The organism is Streptomyces mirabilis, assembly GCF_018310535.1.
GTDB lineage: Bacteria > Actinomycetota > Actinomycetes > Streptomycetales > Streptomycetaceae > Streptomyces.
Genome location: NZ_CP074102.1, coordinates 1,993,112 through 2,014,129, shown reverse-complemented (window position 1 = coordinate 2,014,129; position 21,018 = coordinate 1,993,112). Strand labels below are relative to the sequence as shown.

General features: G+C 67.1%; 9 protein-coding genes, 1 tRNA gene and 2 rRNA genes. 11 read left to right on the top strand and 1 reads right to left on the bottom strand.

Going from position 1 to position 21,018, the window contains the following annotated elements; all coding sequences use genetic code 11:
* Nucleotides 1-49 precede the first annotated feature (49 nt).
* The 4 genes from SMIR_RS08705 to SMIR_RS08690 all read left to right on the top strand — a co-directional run bounded on the left by SMIR_RS08705 (nt 50) and on the right by SMIR_RS08690 (nt 4,320).
* Nucleotides 50-3,172: ribosomal RNA gene (locus SMIR_RS08705) — 23S ribosomal RNA — on the top strand.
* Between the two features lie 94 nt (nt 3,173-3,266).
* Nucleotides 3,267-3,383: ribosomal RNA gene (rrf, locus tag SMIR_RS08700) — 5S ribosomal RNA — on the top strand.
* A 114-nt stretch (nt 3,384-3,497) separates the two neighbouring features.
* The gene (locus SMIR_RS08695) at nt 3,498-4,160 is read left to right on the top strand and encodes a DegT/DnrJ/EryC1/StrS family aminotransferase (RefSeq protein ID WP_212728333.1); all 663 of its coding nucleotides are present in this window, start codon (nt 3,498-3,500) and stop codon (nt 4,158-4,160) included.
* Between the two features lie 84 nt (nt 4,161-4,244).
* Nucleotides 4,245-4,320 (top strand) — tRNA-Thr (locus SMIR_RS08690).
* 77 nt (nt 4,321-4,397) lie between these two features.
* Here the strand turns inward: SMIR_RS08690 and SMIR_RS08685 are convergent.
* Entirely contained in the window at nt 4,398-7,145 is a 2,748-nt protein-coding gene (locus tag SMIR_RS08685; protein ID WP_168496266.1) for a SpoIIE family protein phosphatase, read from the bottom strand.
* Between the two features lie 422 nt (nt 7,146-7,567).
* Between SMIR_RS08685 and SMIR_RS08680 the strand changes: the two genes are divergently transcribed.
* The 7 genes from SMIR_RS08680 (at nt 7,568) to SMIR_RS08650 (ending at nt 20,958) form a co-directional block, all read left to right on the top strand.
* Entirely contained in the window at nt 7,568-13,060 is a 5,493-nt protein-coding gene (locus SMIR_RS08680) for a HAMP domain-containing protein (protein ID WP_212726842.1), read from the top strand.
* Between the two features lie 301 nt (nt 13,061-13,361).
* Nucleotides 13,362-14,045 (top strand): response regulator, encoded by a 684-nt coding sequence (locus SMIR_RS08675; RefSeq protein WP_054228614.1) that lies wholly within the window; start codon nt 13,362-13,364, stop codon nt 14,043-14,045.
* 124 nt (nt 14,046-14,169) lie between these two features.
* Nucleotides 14,170-16,908, top strand: coding sequence for a DNA translocase FtsK (locus SMIR_RS08670; protein ID WP_212726841.1), 2,739 nt, complete (start codon nt 14,170-14,172; stop codon nt 16,906-16,908).
* 313 nt (nt 16,909-17,221) lie between these two features.
* Nucleotides 17,222-18,076 carry a helix-turn-helix domain-containing protein gene (locus SMIR_RS08665; RefSeq protein ID WP_168496272.1) on the top strand — a complete coding sequence of 285 codons (855 nt, stop codon included), beginning with the start codon at nt 17,222-17,224 and terminating at the stop codon, nt 18,074-18,076.
* 142 nt (nt 18,077-18,218) lie between these two features.
* Nucleotides 18,219-19,706: a 30S ribosomal protein S12 methylthiotransferase RimO gene (rimO, locus tag SMIR_RS08660; RefSeq protein WP_168496274.1), complete on the top strand. Its 1,488-nt coding sequence runs from the start codon at nt 18,219-18,221 to the stop codon at nt 19,704-19,706.
* On the top strand, nt 19,703-20,416 hold the full coding sequence (gene pgsA / locus SMIR_RS08655) for a CDP-diacylglycerol--glycerol-3-phosphate 3-phosphatidyltransferase (protein ID WP_168496276.1): 714 nt from the start codon (nt 19,703-19,705) through the stop codon (nt 20,414-20,416). The genes rimO and pgsA overlap by 4 nt, the downstream gene beginning before the upstream one ends.
* Nucleotides 20,413-20,958 (top strand): CinA family protein, encoded by a 546-nt coding sequence (locus SMIR_RS08650; RefSeq protein WP_168496278.1) that lies wholly within the window; start codon nt 20,413-20,415, stop codon nt 20,956-20,958. Before pgsA ends, SMIR_RS08650 begins: the two co-directional genes overlap by 4 nt.
* The last annotated feature ends 60 nt before the right edge of the window (nt 20,959-21,018 follow it).

Here is a 21,018-nt window from a genome sequence, read left to right as displayed (position 1 = left end):
GGGTGGTTGGTCGTTGTTTGAGAACTGCACAGTGGACGCGAGCATCTGTGGCCAAGTTTTTAAGGGCGCACGGTGGATGCCTTGGCACCAGGAACCGATGAAGGACGTGGGAGGCCACGATAGTCCCCGGGGAGTCGTCAACCAGGCTTTGATCCGGGGGTTTCCGAATGGGGAAACCCGGCAGTCGTCATGGGCTGTCACCCTTGCCTGAACACATAGGGCAAGTGGAGGGAACGCGGGGAAGTGAAACATCTCAGTACCCGCAGGAAGAGAAAACAACCGTGATTCCGGGAGTAGTGGCGAGCGAAACTGGATGAGGCCAAACCATATGCGTGTGAGACCCGGCAGGGGTTGCGTATGTGGGGTTGTGGGATTTCTCTTTCACGGTCTGCCGGCCGTGAGACGAGTCAGAAACCGTTGATGTAGGCGAAGGACATGCGAAAGGTCCGGCGTAGAGGGTAAGACCCCCGTAGTCGAAACGTCAACGGCTCGTTTGAGAAACACCCAAGTAGCACGGGGCCCGAGAAATCCCGTGTGAATCTGGCGGGACCACCCGCTAAGCCTAAATATTCCCTGGTGACCGATAGCGGATAGTACCGTGAGGGAATGGTGAAAAGTACCGCGGGAGCGGAGTGAAATAGTACCTGAAACCGTGTGCCTACAAGCCGTGGGAGCGTCGCGCATTGAGTTTACTCAGTGCGTCGTGACTGCGTGCCTTTTGAAGAATGAGCCTGCGAGTTTGCGGTGTGTTGCGAGGTTAACCCGTGTGGGGAAGCCGTAGCGAAAGCGAGTCCGAATAGGGCGACATAGTAGCGCGCTCAAGACCCGAAGCGGAGTGATCTAGCCATGGGCAGGTTGAAGCGGCTGTAAGAGGTCGTGGAGGACCGAACCCACCAGGGTTGAAAACCTGGGGGATGACCTGTGGTTAGGGGTGAAAGGCCAATCAAACTCCGTGATAGCTGGTTCTCCCCGAAATGCATTTAGGTGCAGCGTCGTGTGTTTCTTGCCGGAGGTAGAGCACTGGATAGGCGATGGGCCCTACCGGGTTACTGACCTTAGCCAAACTCCGAATGCCGGTAAGTGAGAGCGCGGCAGTGAGACTGTGGGGGATAAGCTCCATGGTCGAGAGGGAAACAGCCCAGAGCATCGACTAAGGCCCCTAAGCGTACGCTAAGTGGGAAAGGATGTGGAGTCGCAGAGACAACCAGGAGGTTGGCTTAGAAGCAGCCACCCTTGAAAGAGTGCGTAATAGCTCACTGGTCTAGTGATTCCGCGCCGACAATGTAGCGGGGCTCAAGCGTACCGCCGAAGTCGTGTCATTGCAGCAATACGCCCAACGGCGGCTGTGATGGGTAGGGGAGCGTCGTGTGCCGGGTGAAGCCGCGCCGGAAGGCAGTGGTGGACGGTTCACGAGTGAGAATGCAGGCATGAGTAGCGATACACACGTGAGAAACGTGTGCGCCGATTGACTAAGGGTTCCTGGGTCAAGCTGATCTGCCCAGGGTAAGTCGGGACCTAAGGCGAGGCCGACAGGCGTAGTCGATGGATAACCGGTTGATATTCCGGTACCCGCTGTGAAGCGTCAAACATTGAACCAGGCGATGCTAAGTCCGTGAAGCCGCCCCGGAGCCTTCGGGCAAAGGGGAGTGGTGGAGCCGACGGACCAGACCTGCAGTAGGTGAGTGATGGGGTGACGCAGGAAGGTAGTCCATCCCGGGCGGTGGTTGTCCCGGGGTAAGGGTGTAGGACGTCAGGTAGGTAAATCCGCCTGGCACATAGTCTGAGACCTGATGCCGAGCCGATTGTGGTGAAGTGGATGATCCTATGCTGTCGAGAAAAGCCTCTAGCGAGTTTCATGGCGGCCCGTACCCTAAACCGACTCAGGTGGTCAGGTAGAGAATACCGAGGCGTTCGGGTGAACTATGGTTAAGGAACTCGGCAAAATGCCCCCGTAACTTCGGGAGAAGGGGGGCCATCACCGGTGATGAGTCTTGCACTCTGAGCTGGGGGTGGCCGCAGAGACCAGCGAGAAGCGACTGTTTACTAAAAACACAGGTCCGTGCGAAGCCGTAAGGCGATGTATACGGACTGACGCCTGCCCGGTGCTGGAACGTTAAGGGGACCGGTTAGTCACTCTTCGGGGTGGCGAAGCTGAGAACTTAAGCGCCAGTAAACGGCGGTGGTAACTATAACCATCCTAAGGTAGCGAAATTCCTTGTCGGGTAAGTTCCGACCTGCACGAATGGCGTAACGACTTCTCGACTGTCTCAACCATAGGCCCGGTGAAATTGCACTACGAGTAAAGATGCTCGTTTCGCGCAGCAGGACGGAAAGACCCCGGGACCTTTACTACAGTTTGATATTGGTGTTCGGTTCGGCTTGTGTAGGATAGGTGGGAGACTTTGAAGCGGCAGCGCCAGCTGTTGTGGAGTCGTCGTTGAAATACCACTCTGGTCGTGCTGGATGTCTAACCTGGGTCCGTGATCCGGATCAGGGACAGTGTCTGATGGGTAGTTTAACTGGGGCGGTTGCCTCCTAAAGAGTAACGGAGGCGCCCAAAGGTTCCCTCAGCCTGGTTGGTAATCAGGTGTTGAGTGTAAGTGCACAAGGGAGCTTGACTGTGAGACCGACGGGTCGAGCAGGGACGAAAGTCGGGACTAGTGATCCGGCGGTGGCTTGTGGAAGCGCCGTCGCTCAACGGATAAAAGGTACCCCGGGGATAACAGGCTGATCTTCCCCAAGAGTCCATATCGACGGGATGGTTTGGCACCTCGATGTCGGCTCGTCGCATCCTGGGGCTGGAGTCGGTCCCAAGGGTTGGGCTGTTCGCCCATTAAAGCGGTACGCGAGCTGGGTTTAGAACGTCGTGAGACAGTTCGGTCCCTATCCGCTGTGCGCGTAGGAATATTGAGAAGGGCTGTCCCTAGTACGAGAGGACCGGGACGGACGAACCTCTGGTGTGCCAGTTGTCCTGCCAAGGGCATGGCTGGTTGGCTACGTTCGGGAGGGATAACCGCTGAAAGCATCTAAGCGGGAAGCCTGCTTCGAGATGAGTATTCCCACCCCCTTGAGGGGTTAAGGCTCCCAGTAGACGACTGGGTTGATAGGCCGGATCTGGAAGGCGGGTAACCGCTGGAGGTGACCGGTACTAATAGGCCGAGGGCTTGTCCTCAGTTGCTCGCGTCCACTGTGTTGGTTCTGAAACCACGAACAACCCCATTCCCAGGGCCACTGGGCATGGTGCGGTAGTGACAGTTTCATAGTGTTTCGGTGGTCATAGCGTGAGGGAAACGCCCGGTTACATTCCGAACCCGGAAGCTAAGCCTCACAGCGCCGATGGTACTGCAGGGGGGACCCTGTGGGAGAGTAGGACGCCGCCGAACTCATATTAAAGGAGCTGGTCCCCGAACTTCGGTTCGGGGACCAGCTCTTTTTTGTTGTCCGACACTTTGCGTTCACTTTGCGCGACAAGCATCCGCGGCATGGGTACTGCTGCAATGCTCAGGGCCGCGGGCGTCGGAGTCGGCGACGAGGTCATCGTGCCGGCGTTCGGGAACGTCGAGGTCGCGGAGGCCGCGACCCAGGTCGGTGCGTCGGCCGTCTTCGCCGACATAGACCCGGTGACGTACTGCCTCGAGGCCGGCGCTGTCGAGGCGGCCGTGACCCCGCGGTCGACCGCCATAGTCGTCGTACACCGCTTCGGTCGGTCGGCCGACATGGCGCGGCTGCGGGACGTCGGGCAGCGACGCGGGCTCCTGGTGCTGGAACTGGGCGAGTCCGAGGCGCCGTACGACGAGATCGCGCAGCGCAGGGAGCGGGCCGCCTATCTCGACGGGCGGCTGAGCGGAGTGCGTACGCCGGACGGCGGCGACGGGCACACATATCAGCAGTACGTCGTGCGCGTGCCCGGCAATGGCCGGCCGGACCGGGACGCCTTCGCGCGGGCCGTACGGGCCAAGGGGGTTGAGTGCCGGGTTCCGGTGAAGACGCCTGTGCACCGGCTGCCCGGGTTCCGCCGGGACGTGCACCTTCCGGAGACGGAGCGGGCCGCCGACGAGACCCTCGCGCTGCCCGTGGACGCGTCGTTGACGAGGCGGGAGATGCAGCGGATCGTCTCCGCGTGCAATGCGCTCGGGGGATTGCTGCAGCCGGCCTTCTGATCCGGCGGGACTGGTTGGGAGCACGCTCCTGTTCGGGGTATGATCTATTTTGTTGCCGCGAGGGAAACCTCGAAAAGGCGACTGGCCCCCCTAGCTCAGTCGGCAGAGCGTCTCCATGGTAAGGAGAAGGTCAACGGTTCGATTCCGTTGGGGGGCTCCAGCAGAAAAGGCCTCCGCCCTTACGGGCGGGGGCCTTTCTCATATCCCGGAGGCGGCTCCCCGGAGCCGGGCCCGACCTCAGTCCCGCTGGAGGCCCGGCACCCGCATCGCCAGAATCGCCATGTCGTCGGACGGGGCGTCGGAGGCGAAGCGTTCGACCGCGCGCATGACGCGGGCGGCCACCGCTCCCGCCGTGAGGCCCGTGCACGTGGTGAGGACGTCCGTGAGGCCGTCGTCGCCCAACATGCGGGTGCCCTCGCGGCGTTCGGTGACGCCGTCCGTCACGCACAACAGTACGTCGCCCGGGTCGAGGGTGATGGTCTGCTCGTACAGCTCCAGGTCCTCCATGACGCCGAGGAGGGGCTGCGGTTCGGCGGCCGCCTCGACGGTGCCGTCCTGGCGCAGGCGGAGCGGGAGCGGGTGGCCCGCGCAGACCACCTTCAGCATGGCGCTGCCGTCCTCCTGGGGCCACAACTCGCCGTACAGCAGGGTCAGGAAGCGGCTGCGGGCGCCCTCGTCCAGGATCGCGGAGTTCAGGCGCTCCAGGACCGCAGGGCCGCCGAAGCCCTCGCGGGCCAGGAGGCGCAGGGCGTGCCGGGCGAGGCCCGTGACCGCCGCCGCCTCCGGACCCGTACCGCAGACGTCGCCGATGGCGAAGCCGTAGACGCCGTCACGAATCGGGAAGAGGTCGTAGAAGTCGCCGCCGACCTCGTTGCCCTCGCCGGCCGCGCGGTAGATGACCTCGACCTCGACGCCGTCGATGTGCGGCAGGTCGGGCGGCAGGAGGCTGCGCTGGAGGGACTGGCTGATGGCCGTGCGCTCCGAGTACAGGCGGGCGTTGTCGAGGGCCAGAGCGGCCCTGCGGGACAGGTCCTCGGCCAGTTCCAGGATTTCCTGGCGGAAGTGTTCGTCGGAGGGCTTGCCGAGCGTCAGCATGCCGATGACGCGGTTGCGGGCCACCAGGGGCAGGACGACGGTCTCCCCGCCGACCGCCGCGGCCGTCGCCAGGGTCGTACCGATGCCGGAGGTGACCGAGGCGGGCTCGCCGAGGCCCAGGCTGCGCATGGAGGTGCGCAGGGCCGCCTGGTGGGCCGCCTCGCCCGGGGCCGCCCAGACGCGGGCGCCGGGGGTGGGGACCGGGTCCGGCGGAGCGATCTTCGAGAGCAGGGCCTTGAGGCCGTCGATGCGTTCCTCGTCCTCGTGCAGGACGTACGAGAGGTACGGGTCCGAGGCCTGGTCGGCGATCGTGTAGACCGCGCACCAGGTGGCGAGGGTCGGGACCGTCATCTGGGCCATGAGGGCGAGTGTCTGGTCGCGGTCCAGGGTGCCGGCGAGGAGGTCGGAGGCCTCGACGAGGAAGCTCAGCGAGCCGCGGCGCAGGCGTTCCAGCTCGCCCAGGCGGGCCGATTCCACCGCGAGCGCGATGCGGTCGGCGGCGAACTGGAGGCGCAGGGCCTCCTCGTTGGAGTAGCGGGCGGGTCCCTCGGCCGCGACACCGAGGGAGCCGGTGAGGCGGCCCTCGACCTTCAGCGGGACCGTGACGACCGAGCGCATGCCGGTGCCGGCCAGCAGCGGTACGGCGCCGGGGACGACCGTCAGGTCCTCGTGGACGGCGGGCATACGGGCCGAGCCGTAACGGCCGGGGCCCGCCTCGACGGGGACACGGGCGAAGCGCTGGCGGGCGGAGGGCAGGCCCGTCGAGGCTCGTACCTCCAACTCCGTCTCGTCGTCGGTCGCAAGGAGCAGGAAGGCGGAGTCGCCGTCGAGCATGTCGCGGGCGCGCTCCACCGTGCGCTGGAGGAGGCCGTCCAGGTCGTCCGGGGCGGGGGAGCCGATGAAGACCTCGAAGGGGTCCGTGGCCTGGCCCTCGGAGCTGGTCGTCGTGTCGGTGGCCGACACCCGCAACGGGGTCTGCAGGACGGCGCGTTCATGGTCGCGTACGAGGAGGCAGACCGTGGAGGGTTCGCCACCGGTGTCACGGACGCGGAGGTGGGAGGCGTAGACCGGGGTCACGCGGCCGCTCGCGCCCCGGAGCCCGTAACTGCCCTCCCAGCGCGAGAGTTGGAGGGCCTCGACGATGCCGGTGCTGGTGCCCGGGGTGTGGGGCCACGCCGCGAGGTCGGTGAGGGGCTTGCCGATGACCTGCTCGGCGGCGTACCCGAAGAGGTCCTCCGCGTCCTCGTTCCACGCCGAGATGGCGCCGACGCGGTCGATCTGGATCACCGCGACGCGGACGCGGCCGTCGGCGAGCGGAAGGAGGTCGGCGGGGAGTGCGGGGCCCGCTGTGCGGGTGCCGACCGGGCGATCGGGGAGGTCGAGGTGGAACCAGACCTGCTTGTGGGTGGGGGAGTAGTCGACGCCCCAGCGGCCGGCCAGGGCGGCGCACAACTGGAGTCCGCGCCCGCCCTCGCGGTCGGGGCTGCCCATATTCACAGCCGTCACCTGGAGTGGAATCTCACGTTCCGGGTAGCGGTCCGCCACCTCGATGCGTACGCCTCCGTCGCTGCGCAGACACAGGACGTCCGCGGAGGTGCCCGCATGCACGACAGCGTTGGTGACGAGTTCGCTGGTCAGGACGACTGCGTCGTCGACGATGTCGGCGAAGCCCCAGCCTTGGAGGGTGTCGCGAACGAAGGATCTGGCGGTCGCGACCGATCGCCCGACGGGATCGAAACTGGCGGCCGCGCGCGCGGTGATCACAGCACTCCTCGTCCGGTTGTCGGCGTGCGGGGCTCCGTGGCCGACCCGCTCCTGCCGGGGCAGTGCCTGGTTCCCCGTCGGCCGAGGATCCTGGGGCTGTCCCCCAGGATGCAGTCCGGTGGTCATGGTGCGGTGCCCCTCCGATGCCTGCCCGCTCGTTCTTGTGCCACCGCCCAGGCCGGACAAACCGGTGTGGCTGGACAGCCGCATGCAAGGTTACTTACCTTCGCCGTCCATGCGGATGCCGGTCACCAGTGTTTCCGTCGGGAGAGGGGCAGAGTTTCCGTTCGGACAGGTGCCTGTGTTTCCGTCCTGAGGAGACTGTGCCTGCCTCCGGGCGGTGTGCGGACGATGTGCGAAGCTGCCGAACTGTTATGGCCTGGTTCAGCCGGGGTGAAACACTGGGCAAGCTCCAGTGAGAAGGTCGGACAGGCCGAGTGCCTGCCGGTTCGCCGAGCAAGTAGTACCTGAGCATGAGCAGTAGTACCCGAGCAAGCAGTACCCGAGTACGCCGAGCAGTAATGGTCGACCCTTGCGGGAGGGACACAGTGGAGTCTGGCGCAGCGACGCGGGGCGGTAAGACGCGCGCAGAAGACGGACAGTCCCTGAACAACCGGCGCACACCACGCAATGGCACCACCGAGGTGGATACGGCTGCCCTGAACAGGCTGTTGACGGCCCTGGTGTCGATGCGGGACGGAAATTTCCGCAAGCGCCTCACGGTCTCCGGTGATGGCGTGATGTCGGAGATCGCGGCTGTCTTCAACGAGGTGGCGGACCGGAATCTGCATCTGACGGGTGAGCTGTCGCGGGTGCGGCGGGTGGTCGGACGTGAGGGAAAGCTCACGGAACGGCTGGAGTCGGGCGCCTGCGAGGGTTCCTGGGGTGCCGCGATCGACGCGTCGAACGCGCTCGTCGACGACCTCGTACGACCGGTCTCCGAGGTCGGCCGGGTGCTGTCCGCGGTGGCGGAGGGTGATCTGTCGCCGCGTATGGAGCTGCGGGCGCAGGCGGCGGACGGCAACGGGCATCCGCTGCGCGGGGAGTTCCTGAAGGTCGGACGGACGGTCAACAACCTGGTCGACCAGCTGTCGACGTTCACCGACGAGGTCACGCGGGTGGCCAGTGAGGTGGGCACCGAGGGCAAGCTGGGCGGGCAGGCCCGGGTGCGCGGGATGTCCGGTTCGTGGAAGGACCTCACGGATTCGGTCAACACCATGGCGTACCGGCTGACGGCTCAGGTACGTGACATCGCTCTCGTGACGACGGCGGTCGCGAAGGGCGACTTGTCCCGGAAGGTCACGGTTCATGTGGCCGGCGAGATGCTGGAGCTGAAGAACACCGTCAACACGATGGTGGACCAGCTGTCGTCGTTCTCCTCCGAGGTGACGCGAGTCGCCCGCGAGGTGGGCACCGAGGGCGAGCTCGGCGGCCAGGCGCAGGTGCCCGGTGTGGCCGGTGTGTGGAAGGACCTCACCGATTCGGTGAACCTGATGGCCGGCAACCTTACGGCCCAGGTGCGCGGGATCGCGCAGGTGACGACGGCGGTCGCGAGCGGTGACCTGTCGCAGAAGGTGACCGTCTCCGCGCGCGGAGAGGTCGCGCAGCTCGCCGAGACGATCAACCAGATGACCGAGACGCTGCGGACGTTCGCGGACGAGGTCACGCGTGTGGCCAACGAGGTCGGTGGCGAGGGGCGGCTCGGCGGTCAGGCGAACGTGCCGGGCGCGGCGGGGACGTGGAAGGACCTGACGGACTCCGTCAACACGGTGTTCCGGAACCTCACGACCCAGGTGCGGGACATCGCCGCGGTGACGACGGCGGTGGCCAACGGTGATCTGTCGCAGAAGGTCACCGTCGACGTGGCCGGCGAGATGCTGGAGCTGAAGAACACCGTCAACACGATGGTCGACCAGTTGTCGTCGTTCGGTGTCGAGGTCACGCGCGTGGCGCGCGAGGTCGGTGTCGAGGGTGAACTGGGCGGCCAGGCACAGGTGCCGGGTGTGGCCGGTACGTGGAAGGATCTCACCGACTCCGTCAACACGGCGTTCCGGAACCTGACGGGTCAGGTCCGCAACATCGCGCAGGTGACGACGGCGGTCGCGAACGGTGACCTCTCTCAGAAGGTGACGGTCGACGTCTCCGGAGAGATGCTCCAGCTGAAGAACACCGTGAACACGATGGTGGACCAGCTGTCCTCGTTCGCCGACCAGGTGACGCGGATGGCCCGGGACGTGGGCACGGAGGGCCGCCTCGGCGGTCAGGCCCGCGTGGACGGCGTGTCCGGTACGTGGAAGGAACTCACCGACTCCGTCAACTTCATGGCGGGGAACCTGACCTCGCAGGTACGGCAGATCGCCCAGGTCACCACGGCGGTGGCGCGGGGTGACCTGTCGCAGAAGATCGACGTGGACGCGCGCGGCGAGATCCTGGAGCTGAAGAACACCATCAACACGATGGTCGACCAGCTCTCCGCCTTCGCGGACCAGGTGACGCGGGTGGCCCGTGAGGTGGGTACGGAGGGCCGTCTCGGCGGTCAGGCGCAGGTGCCCGGCGTCGCCGGTGTGTGGCGCGACCTGACGGACTCCGTGAACGGCATGGCCGGCAACCTCACCGCCCAGGTGCGCAACATCGCGCAGGTCGCGACCGCGGTGGCGCGGGGTGACCTGTCGCAGAAGATCGACGTGGACGCGCGCGGCGAGATCCTGGAGCTGAAGAACACCCTCAACACGATGGTGGACCAGCTCTCGAACTTCGCCGAGCAGGTGACGCGGGTGGCCCGCGAGGTGGGCACGGAGGGCATGCTCGGCGGTCAGGCCGAGGTGCAGGGTGTCTCCGGCACCTGGAAGGACCTCACGCAGTCCGTGAACTTCATGGCGAACAACCTGACCATCCAGGTCCGTAACATCGCCGAGGTCACGACGGCGGTCGCCATGGGAGACCTGTCGAAGAAGATCACCGTCGACGCCAAGGGCGAGATCCTCGAACTCGTCACCACCGTGAACACGATGGTGGACCAGCTGTCGTCCTTCGCCGAGCAGGTGACCCGGGTGGCCCGCGAGGTGGGCACCGAGGGCATCCTGGGCGGCCAGGCGCACGCGTCGGGCGTCACGGGCATCTGGAAGGACCTCACCGACAACGTCAACCTGATGGCCAACAACCTGACCATGCAGGTGCGCAACATCTCCCAGGTCGCCGCCGCCGTCGCCAACGGCGATCTGACCCGTACGGTGACGATCGAGGCGCGCGGCGAGGTCGCACAGCTCGCCGACACCTTCAACACCATGGTGAAGACGCTGAGTTCGTTCGCCGACCAGGTCACCAAGGTGGCCCGCGAGGTGGGCACGGACGGCATCCTCGGCGGGCAGGCGCACGTCCCGGGTGTGGCCGGTACGTGGAAGGACCTCACGGAGTCCGTGAACGGGATGGCGTCCAACCTGACCGGCCAGGTGCGCAACATCGCGATGGTCACCACGGCCATCGCCAAGGGCGACCTCACCAAGAAGATCGACATCGACGCGCGCGGCGAGATCCTGGAGCTGAAGACCACCATCAACACGATGGTCGACCAGCTGTCGTCCTTCGCGGAGGAGGTCACCCGAGTCGCCCGCGAGGTGGGTACGGAGGGGCAACTGGGCGGCCAGGCACGCGTGCGTGACGTCGGCGGCACCTGGCGCGACCTCACCGAGTCGGTGAACGAGATGGCCGGGAACCTGACCCGGCAGGTGCGTGCCATCGCGCGCGTGGCGACCGCGGTGACCCGCGGCGACCTGAACCTGAAGATCGACGTGGACGCCTCGGGCGAGATCCAGGAACTTCAGGACTACATCAACAAGATGATCGCCAACCTGCGCGACACCACCATCGCCAACAAGGAGCAGGACTGGCTCAAGGGCAACCTCGCCCGTATCTCCGCGCTGATGCAGGGGCGCCGTGACCTCGACGACGTGGCCTCGCTGATCATGAGTGAGCTGACGCCGGTGGTCTCCGCCCAGCACGGCGCGTTCTTCCTCTCCATGCCGCTGGTCGACGGCAAGGAGGCGGGCAACGACGAGGACGCGTACGAGCTGCGCATGCTCGGCTCGTACGGCTACTCGATGGGCTCCATGCCGACGTCGTTCCGGCCCGGTGAGGCGCTGATCGGGACGGCCGCGCAGGAGAAGCGCACGATCCTGGTGGAGAACGCGCCGAGCGGCTATCTGAAGATCTCGTCCGGGCTCGGCGAGGCGCCCCCGGCGCAGGTGATCGTGCTTCCGGTGCTCTTCGAGGGGACCGTACTGGGTGTGATCGAGCTGGCGTCCTTCACGCCGTTCACGCAGATCCAGAAGGACTTCCTGAACCAGATCGCCGAGATGATCGCGACGAGCGTCAACACCATCTCCGTCAACACCAAGACGGAGGTGCTGCTCAAGCAGTCGCAGGAGCTGACCGAGCAACTCCAGGAGCGGTCGGCGGAGTTGGAGAACCGGCAGAAGGCCCTCCAGGACTCCAACGCCCAGCTGGAGGAGAAGGCCGAACAGCTCGCTCAGCAGAACCGCGACATCGAGGTCAAGAACACCGAGATCGAGGAGGCGCGGCAGGTCCTGGAGGAGCGTGCCGAGCAGCTCGCGGTCTCCATGCGCTACAAGAGCGAGTTCTTGGCGAACATGTCGCACGAGCTGCGGACGCCGCTCAACTCCCTGCTGATCCTCGCGAAGTTGCTCGCCGACAACGCCGAGTCGAACCTGACTCCCAAGCAGGTCGAGTTCGCGGAAACGATCCACGGAGCGGGTTCCGACCTGCTCCAGCTGATCAACGACATCCTCGATCTGTCGAAGGTCGAGGCGGGCAAGATGGACGTGTCGCCGACCCGCATCGCGCTGGTCCAACTCGTCGACTACGTAGAGGCCACTTTCCGTCCGCTGACCGCGGAGAAGGGCCTCGACTTCTCCGTCCGGGTGTCGCCGGAACTGCCCGCCACGCTGCACACCGACGAGCAGCGCCTCCTTCAGGTGCTGCGCAACCTGCTCTCCAACGCGGTGAAGTTCACCGACTCCGGAGCGGTCGAATTGGTGATCCGGCCCGCCGGCGCGGATGTCCCGGTGGCGATCCGGGAGCAGCTCCTGGAGGCGGGTTCGCTGCGGGACGCGGACGCCGGTCTGATCGCGTTCTCGGTGACCGACACCGGCATCGGGATCGCCGCCAGCAAGATGCGGGTGATTTTCGAGGCCTTCAAGCAGGCGGACGGCACGACGAGCAGGAAGTACGGCGGTACGGGTCTGGGGCTGTCCATCTCCCGGGAGATCGCGCGTCTGCTGGGCGGTGAGATCCACGCCCAGAGTGAGCCGGGACGCGGTTCGACGTTCACGCTGTATTTGCCGCTGCACCCGAGCGAACTGCCCCCGCAGGGCTACGGGCAGCTCGCGCCCGCCCTGGAGGCCGGGGAACTGCTCGCCTCGGAGGCGGAGCTGTCCGGGGCCGGCATCGAGACGCCGGCCGAGGTGAAGTCGTATCAGGAGACGCAGAACGGGCCCGCCGCGCTCTTCAGGCGGCGCCGCAGGGCGCTGCCCGCGACCGAGCAGCGCCCGGGGCTGCCGGGGCCGAACGGGGCCGCGGGTGCCTCTCAGGAGCAGTGGGCGGCCGGCGGCCAGCAGGAGGCGGCGCAGCCGCGCCGAGGCATCCGGTTCGAGGGCGAGAAGGTGCTGATCGTCGACGACGACATCCGCAACGTGTTCGCGCTCACCAGCGTCCTGGAGCAGCACGGCCTGTCGGTGCTGTACGCCGAGAACGGCCGTGAGGGCATCGAGGTGCTGGAGCAGCACGACGACGTGACGGTCGTCCTGATGGACATCATGATGCCCGAGATGGACGGCTACGCCACGACGACGGCGATTCGCCGGATGCCGCAGTTCGCCGGGCTGCCGATCATCGCGCTCACGGCGAAGGCGATGAAGGGCGATCGGGAGAAGGCCATCGAGTCCGGCGCGTCCGACTACGTCACCAAGCCGGTCGATCCCGACCATCTGCTCTCCGTGATGGAGCAGTGGATGCGCGAGGAGTGAGCGGGATGGGTGTCGCCGGGTGGTGTCGGCGACCGGGAAGCCCGGCTGTGCGCGCCGAGTCGGCGGCACGGGGCGCCCGACGTCGTATAACTGACGGTGGTCGAAGCCGTGTAGAAGTGCGGGATTCGGGGAACCTTCTGGTCTCCCGCTACGTTTCTGCTACGTGCACAGTGACATCGCGGTGACAGGGTGTGGCGACAGGCGGGGTGCGGCTACCATGACCGGCACAAGGACGGGCGACGCAAGGGAGTCGTCCCCTGGGGCGGCGCCCGGTGCACTGCCGGGGCGAGGAGGGCGGGCCATGGTGCAGAAGGCCAAGATCCTTCTGGTCGATGACCGGCCGGAGAATCTGCTGGCGCTGGAGGCGATCCTCTCCGCGCTCGATCAGACACTGGTACGGGCATCGTCCGGAGAGGAAGCGCTCAAAGCGCTACTGACCGACGACTTCGCGGTCATTCTGCTGGACGTCCAGATGCCTGGAATGGACGGTTTCGAAACCGCGGCGCACATCAAGCGGCGAGAACGGACCCGGGACATCCCGATCATCTTTCTCACCGCGATCAACCACGGCCCGCACCACACTTTCCGGGGGTACGCGGCGGGTGCGGTGGACTACATCTCCAAGCCGTTCGACCCATGGGTGCTGCGCGCGAAGGTCTCGGTCTTCGTCGAGCTCTACATGAAGAACTGCCAACTGCGCGAGCAGGCGGCGCTGCTGCGGCTCCAGCTGGAGGGTGGCGGCAAGACGGCGCTCGGCTCGGCCAAGGAGCCGGCCGGTCTCCTCGCCGAACTCTCCGCGCGGCTCGCGGCCGTTGAGGAGCAGGCCGAGGCGCTGTCCAAACAGCTCGACGACGACTCGGCGGACGCGGCGGCGGTGGCGACCGCGGCCCATCTCGAACGCAAACTCACGGGACTGCGCCGGGCGCTGGACGCGTTGGAGCCGGGCACGGGAAGCGGCGCACCGTCGGTGCCGTCGCAGAACTGACCCTCGATCAGTCCGTCGTTCGCGGTGAGCGCGCGTCAGTTCTGGTCCCTGGTACGGGCGACACGAACGGGTGAAGCAGTAGGCACACGTGTCCGCTGTCGTCTCCACCGGTAACCTCACACTCATGGCCTCACGTCAGTCCGCAGCCAAGAAGCCGCCCGCGAAGAAGGCGGCCGCTCCGACGAAGGCTCCGGCGAAGAAGGCCCCCGCGAAAAAGGCAGCCGCCAAGAAGGCGCCCGCCAAGAAGGTCGCGGCGAAGAAGGCCCCACCCGCGCCGGCGCCCAACCCCACCGGGGGTGTGTACAAGCTTGTACGCGCCGTGTGGCTGGGTCTCGCGCACGCCGTCGGCGCGATGTTCCGCGGCATAGGACGGGGTGCGAAGGGGCTCGACCCGGCGCACCGCAAGGACGGACTCGCGCTGCTGCTGATCGGGATCGCGCTGATCGTCGCGGCGGGCACGTGGTCCAACCTGCACGGGCCCGTCGGCGACCTCGTCGAGATGCTGGTGACGGGTGCCTTCGGCCGCCTCGACCTGCTGGTGCCGATACTGCTCGCGGTCATCGCCGCCCGCTTCATCCTGCATCCCGAGAAGCCGGAGGCCAACGGGCGCATCGTGATCGGCCTGTCCGCGCTCGTCATCGGCGTGCTCGGCCAGGTCCACATCGCCTGCGGGGCGCCCGCGCGCAGCGACGGCATGCAGGCGATAAGGGACGCCGGCGGGCTCATCGGCTGGGGGGCGTCGACGCCGCTGACGTACATGATGGGCGACGTCCTCGCGGTGCCGCTGCTCGTGCTGCTCACGATCTTCGGCCTGCTGGTCGTCACGGCGACCCCCGTCAACGCGATCCCGCATCGGCTGCGGCTGCTCGGGCAGAAGCTGGGCGTCGTCCAGGCCGACCCCGACGAGGAGGCCTTCGGCGAGGACGACGAGCGCTACGACGAGCAGTGGCGTGAGGCGCTTCCCGCCCGCTCCCGGCGGCGTTCACGTGCTCCTGAGGGATACGACGCGGAGAGCGCCGAGGAGGAGGCGCTCACCAAGCGCCGCGGCCGTCCTCGGCGCCCCGGTGTGCAGCAGCCCGACCTGAACCGGCCCATGGACGCGGTGGACGTCGCCGCGGCTGCCGCGGCCGCGCTCGACGGCGCCGTGCTGCACGGGATGCCGCCCTCCCCGCTGGTCGCCGATCTGACGCAGGGCGTCACGGCGGAGCGTGACGGTTACGAGGAGACGACTCCGGTGCCGGCCGCGCGCGCCAGGGTCGTCCCGGGCGCCAAGCGGCCCAAGCAGGAGGCCCTGGCCGTCGAGTCCGTCGTGCCCGACCTCACCAAGTCCGCGCCCGACGCGCCCCGTGACCTGCCCCCGCGTGCCGAGCAGCTCCAGCTGTCCGGCGACATCACCTACTCCCTGCCGTCGCTCGACCTTCTGGAGCGCGGCGGGCCCGGCAAGACGCGCAGCGCCGCCAATGACGCCGTGGTCGCCTCGCTCCAGAACGTCTTCATGGAGTTCAAGGTCGACGCCGCAGTCACCGGCTTCACGCGTGGTCCGACGGTCACGCGCTACGAGGTCGAGCTCGGCCCCGCCGTGAAGGTCGAGCGGATCACGGCGCTCACCAAGAACATCGCGTACGCCGTGGCCAGCCCCGACGTGCGGATCATCAGTCCGATCCCCGGCAAGTCGGCGGTCGGCATCGAGATCCCCAACACCGACCGCGAGATGGTCAACCTCGGTGACGTGCTGCGCCTCGCGGACGCGGCCGAGGACGACCACCCGATGCTGGTCGCGCTCGGCAAGGACGTCGAGGGCGGCTATGTGATGGCCAACCTGGCGAAGATGCCGCACATGCTCGTCGCCGGAGCCACCGGTTCCGGTAAATCCTCCTGCATTAACTGCCTGATTACGTCCGTCATGGTCCGGGCGACCCCCGAGGACGTCCGGATGGTCCTTGTCGACCCCAAGCGGGTCGAGCTGACCGCGTACGAGGGCATCCCACACCTGATCACGCCGATCATCACCAACCCGAAGCGGGCCGCCGAGGCGCTGCAGTGGGTCGTACGGGAGATGGATCTGCGCTACGACGACCTCGCGGCGTTCGGCTACCGGCACATCGACGACTTCAACGAGGCCATCAGGAACGGCAAGGTGAAGCTGCCCGAGGGCAGTGAGCGCGAGCTGACGCCGTACCCGTATCTGCTCGTGATCGTCGACGAGCTCGCCGACCTGATGATGGTCGCCCCGCGCGATGTCGAGGACGCGATCGTGCGCATCACGCAGCTCGCGCGTGCGGCCGGCATCCACCTGGTGCTCGCCACCCAGCGGCCGTCCGTGGACGTCGTCACCGGTCTGATCAAGGCGAACGTGCCGTCCCGGCTCGCCTTCGCCACGTCGTCGCTGGCGGACTCGCGCGTCATCCTCGACCAGCCGGGTGCCGAGAAGCTGATCGGCAAGGGCGACGGGCTCTTCCTGCCGATGGGGGCCAACAAGCCCACCCGTATGCAGGGCGCCTTCGTCACCGAGGACGAGGTCGCGGCCATCGTGCAGCACTGCAAGGACCAGATGGCGCCGGTCTTCCGGGACGACGTCACCGTGGGCACCAAGCAGAAGAAGGAGATCGACGAGGACATCGGCGACGACCTCGACCTGCTGTGCGCCGCCGCCGAACTGGTCGTCACCTCGCAGTTCGGGTCCACCTCGATGCTCCAGCGCAAGCTGCGGGTCGGCTTCGCCAAGGCCGGGCGGCTGATGGACCTCATGGAGTCCCGCGGCATCGTCGGGCCCAGCGAAGGTTCCAAGGCGCGTGACGTTCTTGTGAAGGCCGACGAGCTGGATGGAGTGCTCGCCGTGATTCGTGGGGAAGCTGAAGCGTAGAGCTTTTGGCGGAGGAAAACGGGACAGGTCGGTCACCGTACGGGTGAGATCTCGACGGCTCGGTCATGGCGCGGACGGTTCGTTCCGTGACACGGGGATATTCGAACGTGACTTACCCGTAAGGGAAAGACGGGCAACCGTTTCCCTTCGTCGTACGTCAAGTTGAGCGAGGGGACAGGTCCTTGCCCCAACATCAGGATGACCGGCCATTCTGATGGCGTACAAAGTCCCACCGCCCGGTTGCCCCACCCTTTCGTACCCCCCCTAAACTGAACCTCCAGCACAGGTGGCTACACGCTCGAAAGGCGCCCCCGTGTCCATCGGCAACTTCCCTGACGGCAACTCCCCCGAAGACGAGCGCCCGTTCGAAGAGCACCGCGAAGAAGGCCTCTCGGTCGGTCGTGCCCTGCGGCAGGCCCGCATCGAGGCAGGACTGACCGTTGACGACGTCAGCAACGCCACCCGGGTCCGTATCGCCATCGTGCACGCGATCGAGCAGGACGACTTCGCCCCCTGCGGCGGTGACGTGTACGCGCGCGGTCACATCCGGACGCTGGCCCGGGCCGTGCGCCTCGATCCGGATCCGCTGCTCGCCCGCTACGACGCCGAACACGGCGGGCGACCCGCGCCGACCCCCGCCGCCCCGCTGTTCGAGGCGGAACGTATCCGTCCCGAACGCCGCGGGCCGAACTGGACCGCCGCCATGGTCGCGGCGATCGTCGCCGTGATCGGCTTCGTCGGCTTCACCGTGGTCAAGGGCAGCGGTGGGAGCGACGCGAAGTCGTCGGTCGCCGAGGGCTCCACACCGACCGCCAGTACGTCCACCACCTCGGCCAGCCCCAAGATCAGCAAGCCCGCCGACCCGAAGCCCGAGCCCTCCGACAGCGCCATCGCGGCGGCCCCGCAGGACAAGGTGACCGTCCAGGTGAGCGCCCCGGACGGGCGCAGTTGGATCTCCGCCAAGGACCACAACGGCCGGCTCCTCTTCGACGGTCTGCTCAAGCAGGGCGAGTCCAAGACCTTCCAGGACAAGACGAAGATCGACCTGGTCCTCGGCGACGCGGGCGCCATCAAGCTGTACGTGAACGGCAAGAAGATCGACGACCAGTTCCAGCCCGGCCAGGTCGAGCGACTGACGTACACGAAGGGCGACCCCGTCGTCGGATGACTTCGGACGGCCGTGAGGGTCGCACAACGGGCTCACAAAGTGGGCGCACAAAGGGCTCACCGCTCAGGCGGGTACGGGGTTGGCCAAGATCGGCCAACCCCGTCGACGTGGGCTGTCAGTGAGACAAAGTAGTCTTGAGCCCATGCCTGAACGCCGTACCGTCGCACTCGTCACCCTTGGCTGCGCCCGTAACGAGGTGGACTCGGAGGAGCTCGCAGGCCGCTTGGAGGCGGACGGCTGGCAACTCGTGGAGGACGCCGAAGAAGCGGACGTCGCCGTCGTCAACACCTGCGGCTTCGTCGAAGCCGCCAAGAAGGACTCCGTCGACGCCCTCCTGGAAGCCAATGACCTCAAGGGGCATGGCAGAACCCAGGCCGTCGTGGCGGTGGGCTGCATGGCCGAGCGGTACGGCAAGGAGCTCGCCGAGGCCCTCCCCGAGGCCGACGGCGTACTCGGCTTCGACGACTACGCGGACATCTCCGACCGCCTCCAGACCATCCTGAACGGCGGCATCCACGCCTCCCACACCCCCCGCGACCGGCGCAAGCTGCTGCCGATCAGCCCCGCCGAGCGGCAGAGCGCGGGCGAGGAGGTGGCCCTTCCCGGCCACGGCGCCCCCTCGGACCTCCCGGAGGGCGTCGCCCCGGTCTCCGGCCCGCGTGCGCCCCTGCGCCGCCGCCTGGACGGCGCTCCGGTCGCCTCGGTGAAGCTCGCCTCCGGCTGCGACCGGCGCTGCTCCTTCTGCGCCATCCCGTCCTTCCGCGGTTCCTTCATCTCGCGCCGCCCCAGCGACGTGCTGAACGAGACCCGCTGGCTGGCCGAGCAGGGCGTCAAGGAGATCATGCTGGTCTCTGAGAACAACACCTCGTACGGCAAGGACCTGGGCGACATCCGCCTCCTGGAGACCATGCTCCCCGAGCTCGCCGAGATCGACGGCATCGAGCGCGTGCGTGTGAGCTACCTCCAGCCCGCCGAGATGCGCCCCGGGCTCATCGACGTGCTGACCTCCACGCCGAACATCGCGCCCTACTTCGACCTGTCCTTCCAGCACTCCGCGCCGGACGTGCTGCGCGCGATGCGACGCTTCGGCGACACGGACCGCTTCCTGGAGCTGCTCGACACCATCCGTTCCAAGGCCCCGCAGGCCGGCGTGCGGTCCAACTTCATCGTGGGCTTCCCCGGCGAGACCGAGGCCGACCTCGCGGAGCTGGAGCGCTTCCTCACGGGTGCGCGCCTCGACGCCATCGGCGTCTTCGGGTACTCCGACGAGGACGGCACCGAGGCGGCGACGTACGAGAACAAGCTCGACCAGGACGTGGTCGACGAGCGCCTCGCGCGCGTGTCCAGGCTCGCCGAGGAGCTGGTCGCGCAGCGCGCCGAGGAGCGCGTCGGTGAGACCGTGCATGTGCTCGTCGAGTCGGTCGGCTCCGTCGACGGGGAGGAGTGGGGTGCGGTCGGCCGTGCCGCGCACCAGGCGCCCGAGACCGACGGCCAGGTGCAGTTCACGAGCGGCGAAGGTCTGACGGTCGGCCGTATCGTCGAGGCCAAGGTGGTCGGGACGGAAGGTGTCGACCTGGTGGCCGAGCCGCTCCTGGGCTCGCTCCCGTGTACTGAGGAGGCGGCCAGATGACCGGAGCCCCGGCGTCCGCGGCGGGCGGCTCCCCCGGCGCGAATGGCACGGCGGGCGCTCCCGGCGTTCCCGGGGGCTCCAAGCCGGCCCGGGGCGGGAAGCTGGGCGCCGTGGCCGTCAATCAGGCCAGCCTCTGGAACATCGCGAACATCCTGACCATGATCCGGCTCGTCCTGGTGCCGGGCTTCGTGGCGCTGATGCTGGCCGACGGCGGGTACGACCCCGCGTGGCGCGCCTGGGCCTGGGCGGCCTTCGCCGTCGCCATGATCACCGACATCTTCGACGGGCACCTGGCGCGCACGTACGACCTGGTCACCGACTTCGGGAAGATCGCCGACCCCATCGCCGACAAGGCGATCATGGGCGCGGCACTGGTCTGCCTGTCCTACCTCGGTGATCTGCCGTGGTGGGTGACGGGAGTGATCCTCGGGCGCGAGCTCGGGATCACCCTGATGCGCTTCCTGGTGATCCGCTACGGAGTCATCCCGGCCAGCCGTGGCGGCAAGCTGAAGACCCTCGCGCAGGGCACCGCGGTCGGGATGTACGTCCTGGCGCTGACGGGCCCCCTGGCCACCCTGAGGTTCTGGGTGATGGCCGTGGCGGTCGTCCTGACGGTCGTCACCGGGCTCGACTACGTAAGACAGGCCATTGTGCTGCGCAGGAGCGGAATCGCCGAGCGGCAGGCGGCGGCCGAGGAGGCGGAGCGGTGAGTTCTACGGCCGCCGAAGTGCTGCGACTACTCACGGTGAGAGGCGAGACGCTCGCCGTCGCGGAGTCGCTCACCGGTGGTCTGGTGGCGGCGGAGATCACCGCGACGCCCGGGGCCTCCCAGGCCTTCCGGGGCTCCGTGACGGCGTACGCCACCGAACTCAAGCACGACCTGCTGGGTGTCGACGCCACTCTGTTGGCCGAGCGCGGTGCGGTGGATCCGCAGGTCGCGGCCCAGATGGCGGCAGGTGTGCGCAAGGCGCTCGGCGCGGACTGGGGGATCGCGACCACCGGTGTCGCGGGACCCGAACCCCAGGACGGGCAGCCGGTCGGGACGGTTTTCGTGGCTGTCGACGGGCCGTCCCGAGCATCTTTTCATGCTGCCGGCGGCGGGAAAGTGATACCGCTGCGGTTGAACGGCGACCGGGCGGAAATCCGTATGGAGAGTGTACGGAGCGTACTCGCACTGCTCCTGAAGGAGCTGGCGGGCGAACAGACCGGGAATGAGCGGGCACAGGATACGGAACAGAACGGGGGGTTTTGATGTTTGCAGCCCTGAGTGAACACGACATCGCTCCCCGCACGGCCGCGGCGCAAGGCGGTA